Here is a 14,545-nt window from a genome sequence, read left to right on the forward strand (position 1 = left end):
ACCCATATGGATATGGGGAATGTCTTTTTAGCGTATGGAACGCTTAAGACCTTGTAGGTCACTGACAATTACCCTGCTAGCAGAGATAGCAATGGAGTCTGTATCTAATCCACCCAGTGCAGCACATCACGTATCACTGACCAACGTGGTTTATCCTCAATAGCCCCTTGCCCTAACATCCAATAGTTATAGATCGCATCTTGATGGCCATCGACCTTACGTAATTTTTGCCAGTTATTAACATAGTTAAGTAAGGATTGATTGTTCTGAGCCACAGCGTAGGCAACAGGGTAGCGGACACTGTTCTCAAGTATTGCGATACCATAGCCCGGAAAGAAGAGAGTCCAAGCAGAGCCTGCTTGAGCACTGATGACTACGGCATCATATTTATCATTTTTCTGTCTGAAAAAGTTCTTATAACCGGGAATTTTGACAAAGTTAAGGTTAGTGTACTTCCTCTTTGCCTCCTCGATAATATCGCTGTGCTCAACATAAGCTATGGTCATCTCCTCTAAAGATAAGATGCTCTCGGTGCTTTTAAATTGGTTAACCATATGATCGCGGGTAGCTATGGCTAGGTTTAGCTCAAGTACTGGCTCTGCATAGCTAAGTTTATCCATCTGCTCGATATCCATGGCTAAACCGGACATGGCGATATCGAAAAAGCCCGCTTTAAGTGATTGTGCCAGCTTATCTTTCTGGAAAGGGATAAATTCGATTTTCAGATCTAAGTCTTCAGCAAGCTTAGTTGCCATTGCACTATCAAAGCCCACTAACTGACCCGCGTTGTTGTAGTAGCTAAAGGGAACGTTACTAGGAATATAGCCGACTCTCAAAGTGCCTCTTGCACGAATTGTCTGCAGATCGGCAATGGGGTGGGTGGGAGTCTTACCTAATTGCGGGAACTGCCTCTCTACAGTAGTCGGTACCTTATCGGCAACTTGCATATTGGCAATAACGCCGCTGGTGATCTCTGGACTATGGATAAACATCCCCATACCAACACGCAATAGTACAATAATGATAGCGGTTCCAGCTGCGATACCTAGGCCCATTTTTATAAGTCTGGGAGGAGAGAGCTTGAGGCAACCGTGAAATAGCGCCGCTGTCAGTAGTGTCAGGGTAAACAGGTTCATTACTGCGGCAATAGAGTTAAATTTTCCGGTAATAAAACCTGACATCACAAATAACTGGAAGAGATCTGAGGGAAGATGAACCAGATCAAGCATAAATGGGATCGCCACATAGACACTGCCAAACAGCGACAATAGCCCACTGATAGAGAGCGAAGGAATAGCACTGATATCTACTGGAGTACCGTTAAACCAACCTGCGAAAAAAACAAATAGGATAACCGTTAGCTTACCTATATTGGGGAAAGTGAAAGCGATAGGCACTAAGATCTCAATCAAGGTTGCACCATCTTCAGTGAGCTGATTATGCTCCGCCATTATCTGCTTACACTCTTCGATAATCACAGGGATAACAATAAAGATATTACCTGTAGCGAAAGCCGTCACTATCCCCGCTTTCGCTATGCTAAGGGCCTGGTGAAAGGTGATGGGGGTTAGGGAGGAGACTATCCAAGGCAAGATCCAAAATGTCAGCAGCAAACAGAGCACAAAATAGCTGATAAGGTAGACCTGCATACTGGCAAACTCATCCACTCCCATTGTGCCGGCAGCCGATGCTGACATGGCAAAAATACCGATAGGCAGTACCTTTACCAGACCTCGAGTGATGCGGGAGAAGATCTCACCGCTGGTGTGCATAAAGGTTAATATCTGCTGTTTATGCTCCCCCTCCATGCCGATCAACGCTAAGCCCATGGCGATACTAAAGACCACCATAGCGGGGACATACCCTGCAGCCATCGACTCGAATGGGTTAGAGGGAATATAGAGCTTAAAATAGTCTATGGCTGTAGCAGGCTCTATGCTGCTGGTACTGAAGAATGAGGCGGATTCTACAAAGGGGAAGGAGAGTGGCATCAGTGCAATAGTCACTAAAGCCAAAAGCCAGAGTAGAAGCATAATAAGACCCGCACGACTAAAGATAAGGGTAGCTGTACTCTTTTTCAGCTTACCTATGCCGCCAATGAGTGAGACCAAGATATAAGGAAGCACAGTCATCTGCATCAATAAAATAACGGCATTACCTATGGTGCTTAACCAACCAACAGACTCACCGAAAAAGATCCCAACGCCGAAACCGATAAACATGGCGACTAACATCTGAGATGAGCTAGTCATGGTAAAGAGTTTTTTTATCACTTTAAAAAGTCCATATATCAAGCTGAAATATCATCGATGTGAACTCTGTGATTAGAGTGTCAATATATCAATGAATGTGCTGTCACATGCTAACATATTCTATTAGTTGGTTTTTGATTGAGGAAGTCGCTCGACGACCAAATCGATAAAGGCCCTGACCTTAGGTGATAGATGCTTACGGCTTGGGTAAACCACAAACACATCTATGTCTGTCGTTGGGTACTCGGGAAAGAGGATCTCAAGCTGGCGTGTCTCTAGGGTGTCTTGCAGATAGAACTCAGGTAAGCGGCAGATCCCTAAGCCATCTAAGGTCATTGCAAACTCCATCTCACCGCTATTACAAAGAACTTTTTGTCGAACATCGACGAAAAAGCTCTTACCTTGCTTGTCGCTATAGTGCCAACGTGTGGGTAGCTTTAGGTTGGAGTAACAAAGGCAGTTATGTTTAGCTAACTCTTGAGGGTGATAGGGTCGCCCATGTTTGGAAAGGTACTCTGGCGTTGCTACTGTGTAGGCTTTGCAAGAGTATATCTTACGGCAGATTAGACTAGATTCATCTAAGTTCTCAGAGGCTCGAATCACTAAGTCATAGCCTTCGCTTATGACATCGACGCGGCGATCATTAAGATCTAACTCTAAATTTACATTGGGGTAATTCAACATATACTGGCTCAATATAGGCCGCAGATAGTTATTGGCAAACCCCACGGGGCTGCTGATTTTTAAATGCCCCTTTGGACTGACATCATGTTGAGTGATGAGTTGAACCGCTTGCTCTGCGTCCTGAACAAGTTGAAGGCACTGTTGATGGTAGGCTTGTCCCTCTGGGGTTAATCCAATAGAGCGTGTTGTTCGGTTAAGCAGTCTTACCCCTAGGCGACTTTCAAGCTTGTTCACCTCTTTGCTGATGTAAGAGGTGGAATGCCCTAAGGCTTCGGCCGCCGCAGAGAAGCCACCACTTTTGACCACCTGAGTGAAGATCACTACGCCATCAAATAGTTTATTCATAGTCATATGGAAATAGTCTTTATGAATTGAGGTTATTAATCTTAATTGAGTGTTAATATACACTGCTTCTCATTGAGTTGTTAGTTGTCGTTCACTGACAGCAGCTCGTCTTTTAAATGAATTATGACTAATTAAGAGAGAAGCCCATGAAACTATTAGCCCTTGCTGCCAGCAGCAGCTCAAAATCTATCAATAAACAACTTGCTACTTACGCTGCCTCACTTGTTGAAGGAGCCGATGTAGAGGTACTCGATATTAATGATTATGAGATGCCACTTTTCAGTCAAGATAGGGAGGATGAGTTAGGTCACCCTGAACTGGCACAGCAGTTTTTTGCCAAAATAGGCGAAGTCGATGGCATTATCATCTCATTCGCTGAGCACAATGGCTCATACACGGCCGCTTACAAGAACCTGTTTGATTGGACCTCTCGTATCGATCAAAAAGTATTTCAAAACAAACCTATGGTACTACTTTCGACCTCTCCAGGGCCTGGTGGCGCCAATACCGTATTAACGGCTGCAAAAGGTTCAGCACCACACTTTGCTGGTGATGTTAAAGCGAGCCTATCTATCCCGAGTTTCTTTGATAACTTTGATATGGAAGCCGGTAAACTGCGTAATGAAGAATTAAAGCAAGCTTTGTATGATGCGGTGAATAAGCTTTAATATTTACATATCAAGTTGAAAAAAACCGCTTAGGCGTTAACTAAGCGGTAACATGAAGTTTCATGTTAAAAGCAAGGTTGGGAGACCTTGGATGGAATCTCTAGCCCATTTCAAATGGGTAAAGCCTAGATTTACAAAGCATATTTCACTGAGAACTGCAGGTAAGTTGAGTCTGCATCGGCATCACTGACCTCATAATTACCGATCTCTATCCCTGTCCACAGGTGTGGCGTGAGCTGTTTAATCAGGTTTACTCCCCACATCTGTCTCTCTCTATTTTGAATGTCGGTTTCTGCATGACCGTAAAAGAGGGTGCTGCGATAACTCTCACTCCAGAAATGACGGTAGGCGGCGTAAAAGGCCGTGGTCTCTTCCGGTACGCTAGTGTCACCATCAGGAATAATATCTGTGGTCAGCCCCGGTGCCACATACCTGCCTGACTCTCCAACATTGACCTGAAAACGAAAATCATCCCTTTCTCCAATTAACAACTTACCGTAAAGGTTAAATGCGGCAGTGGTTTTATCTATGCCATCGCTGTCAAGTTGACGGACTAATGCGGCAACCCCAATCTCTCCCCAATCAGCTTTATGTATGTAGCGTCCAACAATATCGGGAATAGCATCATTCTTGTTGTCGGCGCCAGTTGTTTCTGGATTTTCCAATGCGAACTGAAAGCCACCATAGGTGTAGCGGATCTGAGTTTGACGAATAAAGGCTTCACCGACATGGGGGCCACCAAAATCTAAGGTCTCAGGAATCGCTGTCAGTGGCATGAAGGTTGACCATGTTTGACCTACAAGCCAGTTGTCATATTTGATAAAGGCGTGACGTAATCTTGGGTCGTAGTTATTGACGATCGCCTCGCTGCCATCGGAGCCGTAAAAATCCATCTCCACAAATCCCATCACCTTGCCATGGGTGTAGCTGGCGTTAAATCTTGACTCTCGCATGGTGAAGTTAGTTTGTGATGAGTCTTCACCTGTAGCGCCCGATGCTATCCAAAATGGGCGATAAGGCACTTCGCCGGATACGTGGCGGACATCAGCTTTAAGATACCCTCCGAATTTGAGCTTATTGTCTTCACCGAGATCAAACTCGAAAGCTGCGTAACTCGAACTGCTAAAGAGTCCTAATGTGATGAGGGCTAATGTTGAAGTTTTCATATCTATCTCCTTATTTTATTTTTAGTTTCGCTTTTTAACTCAATCGACTAAGGCCAAATAGTTCTGGGAAGAAAACCAGAAGAGCCAGAATTAACATCTGTATGGCGATAAAGGGCAGCACGCCTTTGTAGATCGCTAATGTCTTAATTTGTGGTGGCGCGACTCCCTTGAGGTAAAACAGACTGAAGCCAAAGGGAGGCGTTAAAAATGAGGTTTGTAGGTTCATGGCGATAAGAATGGCGAGCCAGTTCATATTGAGTCCCAACGAGAGGGCTATCGGGGTCAAAATTGGCACTATGATGAAGGCGATCTCAATGAAATCGATGAAGAAACCTAAGATAAAAATGGTGAGCATGGCGATAAGTACAAATGTCCATTGGGCGTTTGGCAACGAGACAAAAAACTCCTCAACGATGGACTCTCCTCCGCTATAGCTAAACACCATAGAAAATGCTGTGGCGCCGATAAGCACGGCAAACACCATAGAGGAGACCTTGACGGTTTCCAGTGCGCTGTCAAAAAGGAGTTTGAACTTGAACTTGCCATAGATGAGTGCCAGCAATAGGGCGCCAACGCCACCCAGAGCGGAAGACTCTGTGGGAGTTGCCAGTCCTGAATAGATAGAGCCCAAAACCGCAACGATGAGAAATAGCGGTGGAATAATCAGTTTCAAGCACTTGATAACCATGGTCAGGTTAGGCTCATCAAGCTCATTTTTTATGGGCGGTGCAATACTGGGTTTGATGTTGACTATGGCTAAGATATAGATGAGATAAGCACTCACCAGTATCAAGGAGGGCAGAAGCGCTGCGGTGAACAGATCGCCAACAGGCAGTCCCATTACATCTCCGAGGATGATTAAGATAATCGAAGGGGGAACGATTTGACCTAAAGTGCCTGCTGCACAAATAATGCCTGTGGCTAATTTCGGATCATATCTATGCTTGAGCATCACTGGCAGGGATATTACCCCCATGGCAACCACACTGGCGCCAACCACTCCCGTAGATGCCGCTAAAAATAGGCCGACAATGATGGTCGATATTGCCAAGCCGCCTTTAAGTCCTCCAAAGAGTTTCCCCATGGACTCAAGCAGCTCTTCAGCCAAATTAGTCTTCTGCAATACGATCCCCATAAAGATAAACAGGGGAACTGCCATCAAAATGGTGTTTTGCATCGTGCTCATAATTCTAAATGGCATAAATGCGAATAGATCGATGCCGAGCACTAAGATCCCGATAGCCATAGAGACGCCAGCAAAGGTAAATGCAATGGGGAAGCCAAAGAAGATGGCGATCATCGCGATAATAAAGAGTGCTAAACCTGTCATTATTTTGCCTCCACTAGTGAGCCAAGCAGGACTGATACTTCACCGATTAACCGGTATATCCCTGCGATGATCACGAAGACAAAGGAGAGTGGAATGACTGACTTTATGATCCAGAAGTAACTGAGTCCGCCGGGATCTGGGCTTTTCTCGCCGAGTTGGTAGGCATCCTCAACAAAAGCGGCACCGAAATAGATGATAAGTAGGCTAAAGGGGAATACCGTGATGAGTACCCCTAAGATGTTGATCATAGCTTGAGTTTTTCGGCTTAGGTTGTCGTAGAAGATATCTACCCTTACATGCCCATCCTCCTTCAGTGTGTAGCCTATTCCGAACATAAACATGGCGGAGAATAGGTGCCACTCCAGCTCTTGCATCGCAATGGAGATGTTATTGAATAGGTAGCGCATCACAACGTCATAAAAGACATTAAATAACATCAAAATCATTAAAATGGCGCAGAGATAACCTAAGCTATCCAGTAGTTTACCGAGTAGAGTATGTGTTTTTTTCATACGACTTTTCTTATATTTATGGCCGAGTAGGCACTGAATGCCGAGCTAAGGTAAAGTCAGAGCTCTTTAGTAAATGGGCTTGAAACGCATCAAGCCCTTCAGTCGTTACTGGCTAATTTCCAGATAGGTTTGATCAGATATTTGTGTCCATGGACGTGTTATCTCTTGATAACGTTCCTGTGACTCGATGATCGCTTTTGTAAGCGGGTCTTGCTGTTTGAACTGCTCTATTAAATCGTTATTGGCTTGTTGCAGCTTGAGCATGATGCTTGCTGGGAAGGTCTTTATCTGGATCTCTGGGTGCTCTTTCGCTATTTTTTCAAGGTTGATGGCGTTTTCATGCATCGATTGAGCATACATGTCATAGGCAGAAGCTCGCATGGCGATAGTTAAGATAGCTTGCAGATCGTTTGGCAGCGTATTAAAGGCTTTCTCATTCACTAGAAACTGCAGCTCAGTCGCGGGTTCATGCCAGCCTGTGTAATAAAAGGGAGCAACCTTTTGAAAGCCCATGCGTAAGTCCAGTGATGGTCCTACCCACTCCAAAGCATCGATAGTATTTCGCTCAAGTGCAGTATATAGCTCACCTGCTGGGATATTGACTGGGCTTGCACCTAGTTTAGATATCACCTCTCCGGCAAAACCTGGGATCCGCATCTTAAGGCCTTGCAGATCATCTACCGACTTGATCTCTTTACGAAACCAGCCACCCATTTGATTACCAGTATTGCCACCCGGGAAGGAGAGGAGTCCATAGGGCCCGTAGACCTCCTGCATTAGCTCCATGCCGCCGCCATAGTAAAACCAAGCGTACTGTTCGGTTGCGGTCATGCCAAAGGGTCTGGTTGTAAAGAACATGGTTTTGAGATCTTTTCCCTTCCAATAATAGGAAGCTGAGTGGCCCATCTGATATTGTCCTGCTCGAACCATATCGAAGATGCCTAGAGGGGCTTTGTGTTTATTTTTGGAATCAATAGAGATAATTAGGCGGCCGTTAGACATCTCTTTAACCCGCTGTGCCATGCTTTTCACTGTGTCGCCAAATACTGGAAAATCCTTTGGCCAGGTTTCAGCTAATCGCCAGCGATAGGTTTTCTTTTCATCAGCGATTGAGTTGCTAGATGCTAAAAGTAGCGTTGAGATAATGAGTGTCGCAGATAGGAGTTTGAACATCTTGGTGTCCCATAATCAAATTAGTGAACTGCCAAGTTAGTTATTTTTTTAAAGGCTAGATATTCGTTTTACTACTGAGCCATCTAAGGGTTTTTACGTAGTTGTTCTTAGTTTTTCTCGTAATGTTCCCTCTGTCTAAGCCTCTTTAATCGGATTGAGCATAGAAAAGACAAATTTTTTATAGATAAAACTCAACTGGCTTATCATTTTTTAAAACAATAATTTACCTTTCTGTAACATTGCTCTGCGGTATTTGTTAGTGCTGAAATATCACTCTGTAAAATCGGGTTAGGTTGAAATTTACTCTGGCTAGTGCACTAATATTAAGACAATAACAAAATAAAAATATTTCAATGGGACCCAGTTTTGGACTTCAAACAGAAGATTATTGCACTCAGTATTCTTCCGCTAGTGCTCTCAATGCTGATTATTGTTTTGGCGTTACATTATCAATCTGAACTCTTATCGGAGCAGAGTGGGGCATCTTATCGAGAGAAGATCCTTGAGTTAAGAAAGCAGCAGCTGCAATCAAATATCGAGCTAGCGATGGGAGCGATTAGCCATATTTATCAGACTGCCAGTGAGGAGGACTTGCTTGCCCAGAAGCAGGTTGCTGAGATCCTTAATACCTTGCAACACGGCGATGATGGCTACTTTTTCGTTTATAGCGACAGAGGCGTCAATATTGTTCATCCTCGTCAGCCTTATCGTGTCGGCAAAGATCTATGGGATTGGGTTGATGTGTCCGGTAATCCCTTAATTCAGATCTTGATCTCCAATGCGCAGCAAGGGGGCGGTTTTCATGAATATCTGTGGGAGAAGCCTTCAACGGGGTTACTGGCTAAGAAGCTTGCTTACTCTGTCATGTTGGATAAATGGCGTTGGATGGTAGGAACTGGGATCTATATTGATGATATAGACCGAGATGTCGTGACGCTACAAAATGAGATTAATGGATATATTAATCAGACATTTGTAGTTATTTTTGTGTTAACGGTTGCTGGTGTTGTGGTGGTGTTTTTTTCCGGTCTTTTTCTGCAGGCAAGCGAGAGGAAATTGGCTGATGTAAAGCTTAAAGCCCTGACTAACCGTATTGTCGATACCCAGGAGGTTGAGCGTCAACGGGTCTCTAGAGAGCTACATGATGGCATTATTCAGATGTTAGTCTCGACAAAGTACGTGGTTGAAAATGCTATTTTTAGATTGGATAAAGGGGAGGTAGCCACTAAGGAGTTGACCCAATGTGAGCAGTATTTAGATGCGACGATTAATGATGTGCGTCGAATATCTAGGGATCTGCATCCAAACTTACTAGAGGATCATGGTTTATCTGCTGCGCTCTCGGCGTTAATTGAAGACTATCGAAATAGACTCAATATCGATATCGCTTTTGAGCCTCTTGCCATTAATAAATTACTTCCCAGCGATGCAAGAACGACCCTGTACCGTATTGCACAAGAGGCACTGACTAATATTGAGCGCCATGCTCATGCTACAAAAGTCACAGTAAAAGTTAAGGTTAATGACGCTTGGTTTATTCTCTCAATCTCTGACAATGGAGCTGGTTTTGATACGCAGAAGTTAAGCCGGAATAAATCTCCATTTGTTGGAATTGGACTGAGAAATATGGCGGAGCGTATTAGCTACTTTAATGGCAGGCTCGATATTTACAGCGCGTCATCGGGGACTAAAGTCGTGGCCAAACTACCCAAAAAACTACTCAAATACAGTAATTCAGAGAAGAGGTAGCCGATGCGAATTTTTATTGTGGACGATCATCCGATCTTTAGAGAGGGGTTAATTGCCCGCTTATCTATGGATGATGACTTTGTCATTGTTGGCCAAGCTGCAAATGGTAAAGAAGCCCTTGAGAAGATGCCTAATCTAATGCCCGATATTGTGTTGATGGACATCAGTATGCCTGAGATGAATGGCATGGATGCAGCGGAGATTTTTAAAGATAAGTTTCCCGAGATTAAAATATTAATCCTGAGTATGCATGATGATAAGGAGTATGTGTTGAGCGTACTTAATCGTGGAGTGAGAGGCTATGCCCTTAAAGATATCAGTGCCGCTGAGATGTTCTATGCCTTACGGGTTATTCATAATGGTGGTATCTATTACAGTCGAGCTATTTCAGATCTCTTAGTCCAGAGTAGTCAGGAACCGGATAAAAATACGGTATTAACCACCAGAGAGCAGACTGTGCTTCGTTTGCTGGCTTCTGGATTGAATAATAAGGAGCTCGCTCGAGAGCTCGATATTAGTGTTCGCACCATAGAGACACATAGGCGAAATATTAAAGACAAGTTAGCCATTAAAACCAGTGCGGGCCTAGTGCGTTACGCGATTGATCACGGGCTTGATGGTTAATCCTCTTTAATAAACTCTTGTCCTGGTTGCCAGTCGATATAGACGCTGTCTTTCTCCTCCATGTAAGGCGCTTTAACGAAGACAGATTTGAAGTTTTTATCGCTCTCATTACGGAACAGGTGTGACTCTCCTGGCTCACAACGTAGGTAATCTCCCTCTTTTATCAAGACTCGAACACCATCAACATAGACGGCACATTCGCCTTCGAGGACCAAGAAAGACTCCTCCTGTTTCACATGTTTGTGACAAGGGTGAGCTTCGCCTGGCGTGATCACCACAATACCGAAATCGACTCTTGGGCCATTGGTGACATATTTAGGGCCATATTCGCCAAATCGATAGTCGTGCTCAGATTCATTCGTTAAATACATAGCTGTTCCTACTCACGTTAAGTTTTATATTGTGTCGATAACTTTCTTATACTCGCTGGTATTACAATCCCGGTGCTTGCCACATGGAGGTGGTTAGTCCTTTATCGACTAAGCCTAACTCCTGCTGATAAACTTCTAGCCAGCGCTGCTTCAGCTCTTGGTAGCGCTGGAAGTTATCCCTATTTGGTTGGTACTCTTTCTCCCAAGTCACTAACTCATTTGCCGCCGATCTCATATCCTTATAGACGCCAATTCCCACGCCAGCGGCCATTGCAGCCCCCAGTGCGGTGGCTTCTTTCACTTTAGGAATTTTGACCTTTTTCCCTGTCACATCAGCCAAAATTTGTGGCCAGAGTGTGCCTTTACTCGCGCCGCCAGCAAACACTAATGTATCACTATTTGAACTAATTTCATTGGCGGTGAAGTCATGTATCTTCTCTAAGTTGATGGCTGATACGATACAGGCGTTCTCCTCTAAGCTTCGAAATAGGCAGGCGGGGCCGCTCTTTTCAGGATCCAGAGAGAGGTTGATAAATGAGGGAGCCGCGTGATACCAGTTGCCGTAGTTCATGGCATCGGAAAATACTGGGATGATATCGTGGGAGCCGACGGGGACGTCGCAGGCCATCTCTTCAAGAAGCTCGTAGGTATCGATACCACGGCGCTGCGCTTCTAACTGCTCAAGTTTACAGAAGGTATCCCTAAACCAGCGCATCACTAAACCGCTAAAGAAGGTGATCCCCTCGGCTTGAGACAAACCAGGAATAACATGAGGATTAACGCGAATAGACATATCCTTAGGTGGGGTTGTGGTGGCTGGAATATTGACCACCTGCTGCCAAAAGCTGCCGCCTAGCACTGCCATATCGCCTAGATTGACCACTCCAAGACCTGCCGCGCCGAGCTGTACATCACCGCCGCCCATTACCACTGCCGTTCCTGCTGCAAGTCCTGTTTGCTCTGCAGCGTATTGAGTAACACCTCCAATTCGGGTGCCTGTTTCATGTACAGTGGGGAAAATGGTATCGGTGACACCAACCTCTAAGGCCATTTGAGGTTGCCACTGGCGCTTTGACAGTGAAAAGATCCCTGTCGTGCCTGCATTTGATGGCTCAGTTGCGATAACGCCACTGAGTTTGGCCAAGATCCAATCACTGAGCATGGCTACAGTGTGCATTTGCTCATAGATCTCTGGGTGGTGCTCCTTAAGCCACAGGATTCTTGGTAATGCTCCTAGGGCAAAGGTTTGTCCTGATTGCCGGTAATACTCTATCTCAATATCTGAGATGGCACTTTTTAGCGCCTTTACCTGCTGAGCAGCTCTGGCATCGACATTAGCCACAGCCCAGATCTCGTTTCCCTCTTTGTCAAAGAGTACTATGCCTTCTCGCATGCTGGTGGCTGAAATTGAGACTATCTGCTCGGGAGTGATGTTGGCATCTGTTATTACATGTTGAATGCAGCGACAAAGGAGGGCCCAGTTTTGCTCGCAATCGAAGCCCATAGAGTGCTCAACCCCCTCCTCTTCGAGATGTGACCACTCCTCCTGACCGACCGAAATTTGCTGGCCCTGAAGGTCGAATAGCACTGCTCTACCGCTTCCTGTTCCTGCATCGATGGCTAACAGATATTTATCCATGTTCATCTCCTTATGCTGCTTCTTATGGGCTTTGCCACTTTTTTTGGGGGGGAATTTATCTATGCTTCCCCCCTCACACATGTTTATCTAGACTGAGACAGGCTCCTCGCTTGGGAGGTACTCCTTAGACAACATCATCTTGATGGCACTCGTTAGATTGAAAATTGCTGACTCTTGATTGTCATCTTGCTCGTTTTTATTGGGCAACTGACAGCTAAGGGCAAGTACTTTTATTGTGTCACTGCTCATTACCGGGAGAGCGTTATGGTTGACACAAAGGACTGTTGGGGAGAGGCCATGCTCTAAAAATACCTCACAGGTATTGATTAATAACTGGTTGGCTGAGTTGTCATCTAGACAGATCAAGTTATCCAAACCACCAAAATCAATAATCGCGGTTTCAGCAGCTTCCTGGCACTTATCTAGCGTATCGAAATCTTGCTCATGATTAAGCTCGATGACATTGGCTCCCAGTGAGGTGAGCTCAGCAACTAGGGCTTGCCTCACATCATCACTGCCTGAGGTCACTATGATGACTTTACCAAGCAGAGGTGTGTTTTTGCTGGCGGCTTTTTTAAGTTTGGCTTGCTCAAGCTCCCAATATTCAACCTCAAATATCTCCTGTGCACTGAGCGCCTGATATTGACTTATCTGCTGGGCTGTCAGGATCGCATCAAAAGTGTGACTGGTAATATCCTCTATGATGAGTGCCTCTTTCACTGTTTTTCCGAAAGAAATCGCCGCCTTTCCCTGCCAAATAGCGAAATTAGGGGCGTAGTTGAGCATGGTTTGACCCTGTTGATAGGACCCGAAGTACTCAATATACTGACTGGCGTATTCGCTTAAATCTGTTTCAAAATCTTCACCTAATATCACAGGTATCCGCTTAGTACGGATAACGTGATCCGGAGTTAAAGGTCCACGTGTGGCAATATCGTTAAGCTTAGGATGACTGGCCATATGGCAAGAGGGGAGGGAGCTATTGAGTAGGGCGACTTGTGCAGCTCCCTTTTGTGCTGAAACTAATTTGCGGATCTGAGCTAGCTCGATTAGATCGATACTGATCTCCTGCTCTGGGTACCCACTGGGTTCATGACCAGTGCTCTCCTCAATGGCTTCCGATTTTAGACAAAGTTTAGCTTCAATAAACTGCTCAGCCTCCGTGACTAAGTCGATGGTTTTCTCGTAAGCGACCTTAGCATCATCACTAAAGGTAAATAGGCCATGGTTCATCAACACTAATCCCTCTATCGATTGCCACTCCAGCTCCTGTGTCATCTCATACACAAGTTTAGCCAGTGCAAACCCTGGCATGACGTAAGGGATAACAAATACCCGTTTGCCAAAGAGCTCTTGGAGCATCCCTTCACCGTCTGGCGTATTTGTTAAGGTCACTATGGCATCGGCATGGGTATGATCAACATAGGCAAAGGGGATGATGGCGTGAAGAATTGCTTCTACCGATGGGTTAGGCGCACTGGGATCTGTCATCGCTGCGCGTTGGTACTTTACCATGTCGCTATCACTGAGCTCTTTTAGCCCTGCCATTTTAAGCAGCACATCCATTTTTACTGGAGCAAACCCTCCAGCTTCAATGGTTTCTAGATCCCAACCACTGCCTTTTACGTAGAGAATCTCTTCTGTCTCACCGAACAGATTGGTGATTTGAGTTTTGACCGAAGTATTACCACCACCGTGGAGCACAAGTGCGGGTTCTTGTCCGAGAAGGCGCGAGGTATAAACCCTAAGTGCTAACGGGGTATTGAGTTGTTCTGCTATCTCATTTTGCCACAAGCTGTGCATGGTAAGCCCTTCCAGATAAAAGTGAGTTAGGTAAGTCGATATTGGTTAATAACATAGCACACTCATTTAAAAAGTTAAGGCTATTAATGGGTTAGCTTTAGGTATTTATTAGCTAAACAATATCTTTAGTCTGGTATTTGTAGAAAGTTCTTTTATGACTCTAGAAAAGGTGTGTATCAAACTTGCAAATAGGTGTTGCAATTCTGCAACTGATTAACTCTTTGATTGG

At 44.9% G+C, this 14,545-nt stretch carries 12 protein-coding genes; 3 read left to right on the forward strand and 9 right to left on the reverse strand.

What is annotated here, in order from left to right:
- Window positions 1–104: 104 nt before the first annotated feature.
- Window positions 105–2,273 carry a cation:dicarboxylate symporter family transporter gene (locus K0625_RS10990; RefSeq protein ID WP_220109724.1) on the reverse strand — a complete coding sequence of 723 codons (2,169 nt, stop codon included), beginning with the start codon at window positions 2,271–2,273 and terminating at the stop codon, window positions 105–107.
- A 102-nt stretch (window positions 2,274–2,375) separates the two neighbouring features.
- A complete protein-coding gene (locus K0625_RS10995) occupies window positions 2,376–3,287 on the reverse strand; it encodes a LysR family transcriptional regulator (RefSeq protein ID WP_220109725.1) in 912 nt (303 codons plus the stop codon).
- Window positions 3,288–3,427: 140 nt separating this feature from the next.
- Here K0625_RS10995 and K0625_RS11000 point away from each other — a divergent pair, with 140 nt between their 5' ends.
- Entirely contained in the window at window positions 3,428–3,949 is a 522-nt protein-coding gene (locus tag K0625_RS11000) for an NADPH-dependent FMN reductase (protein ID WP_220109726.1), read from the forward strand.
- Window positions 3,950–4,080: 131 nt separating this feature from the next.
- Here the strand turns inward: K0625_RS11000 and K0625_RS11005 are convergent, their stop codons facing one another.
- From K0625_RS11005 to K0625_RS11020, 4 genes are all read right to left on the reverse strand, one after another.
- Window positions 4,081–5,115 (reverse strand): DcaP family trimeric outer membrane transporter, encoded by a 1,035-nt coding sequence (locus K0625_RS11005; protein ID WP_220109727.1) that lies wholly within the window; start codon window positions 5,113–5,115, stop codon window positions 4,081–4,083.
- Window positions 5,116–5,149: 34 nt separating this feature from the next.
- Window positions 5,150–6,445 carry a TRAP transporter large permease gene (locus tag K0625_RS11010; protein ID WP_065204421.1) on the reverse strand — a complete coding sequence of 432 codons (1,296 nt, stop codon included), beginning with the start codon at window positions 6,443–6,445 and terminating at the stop codon, window positions 5,150–5,152.
- Entirely contained in the window at window positions 6,445–6,957 is a 513-nt protein-coding gene (locus tag K0625_RS11015; RefSeq protein ID WP_220109728.1) for a TRAP transporter small permease subunit, read from the reverse strand. Before K0625_RS11015 ends, K0625_RS11010 begins: the two co-directional genes overlap by 1 nt.
- A gap of 105 nt (window positions 6,958–7,062) precedes the next feature.
- Window positions 7,063–8,130 carry a TRAP transporter substrate-binding protein gene (locus K0625_RS11020; RefSeq protein WP_220109729.1) on the reverse strand — a complete coding sequence of 356 codons (1,068 nt, stop codon included), beginning with the start codon at window positions 8,128–8,130 and terminating at the stop codon, window positions 7,063–7,065.
- A gap of 366 nt (window positions 8,131–8,496) precedes the next feature.
- Between K0625_RS11020 and K0625_RS11025 the strand changes: the two genes are divergently transcribed.
- Window positions 8,497–9,879 carry a cache domain-containing protein gene (locus K0625_RS11025; RefSeq protein WP_220109730.1) on the forward strand — a complete coding sequence of 461 codons (1,383 nt, stop codon included), beginning with the start codon at window positions 8,497–8,499 and terminating at the stop codon, window positions 9,877–9,879.
- 3 nt (window positions 9,880–9,882) lie between these two features.
- The gene (locus K0625_RS11030) at window positions 9,883–10,503 is read left to right on the forward strand and encodes a response regulator (RefSeq protein WP_012326338.1); all 621 of its coding nucleotides are present in this window, start codon (window positions 9,883–9,885) and stop codon (window positions 10,501–10,503) included.
- On the opposite strand, the gene K0625_RS11035 is transcribed toward K0625_RS11030, so the two are convergent.
- The 3 genes from K0625_RS11035 to K0625_RS11045 form a co-directional block, all read right to left on the reverse strand.
- Entirely contained in the window at window positions 10,500–10,874 is a 375-nt protein-coding gene (locus K0625_RS11035; RefSeq protein WP_012326337.1) for a cupin domain-containing protein, read from the reverse strand. The genes K0625_RS11030 and K0625_RS11035 overlap by 4 nt on opposite strands.
- Window positions 10,875–10,935: 61 nt before the next feature.
- Window positions 10,936–12,513: an autoinducer-2 kinase gene (gene lsrK, locus K0625_RS11040; protein WP_220109731.1), complete on the reverse strand. Its 1,578-nt coding sequence runs from the start codon at window positions 12,511–12,513 to the stop codon at window positions 10,936–10,938.
- Between the two features lie 87 nt (window positions 12,514–12,600).
- A complete protein-coding gene (locus tag K0625_RS11045) occupies window positions 12,601–14,316 on the reverse strand; it encodes a bifunctional aldolase/short-chain dehydrogenase (RefSeq protein ID WP_220109732.1) in 1,716 nt (571 codons plus the stop codon).
- Window positions 14,317–14,545: the final 229 nt, after the last annotated feature.

Source organism: Shewanella nanhaiensis (assembly GCF_019457885.1).
Lineage (GTDB): Bacteria > Pseudomonadota > Gammaproteobacteria > Enterobacterales > Shewanellaceae > Shewanella > Shewanella nanhaiensis.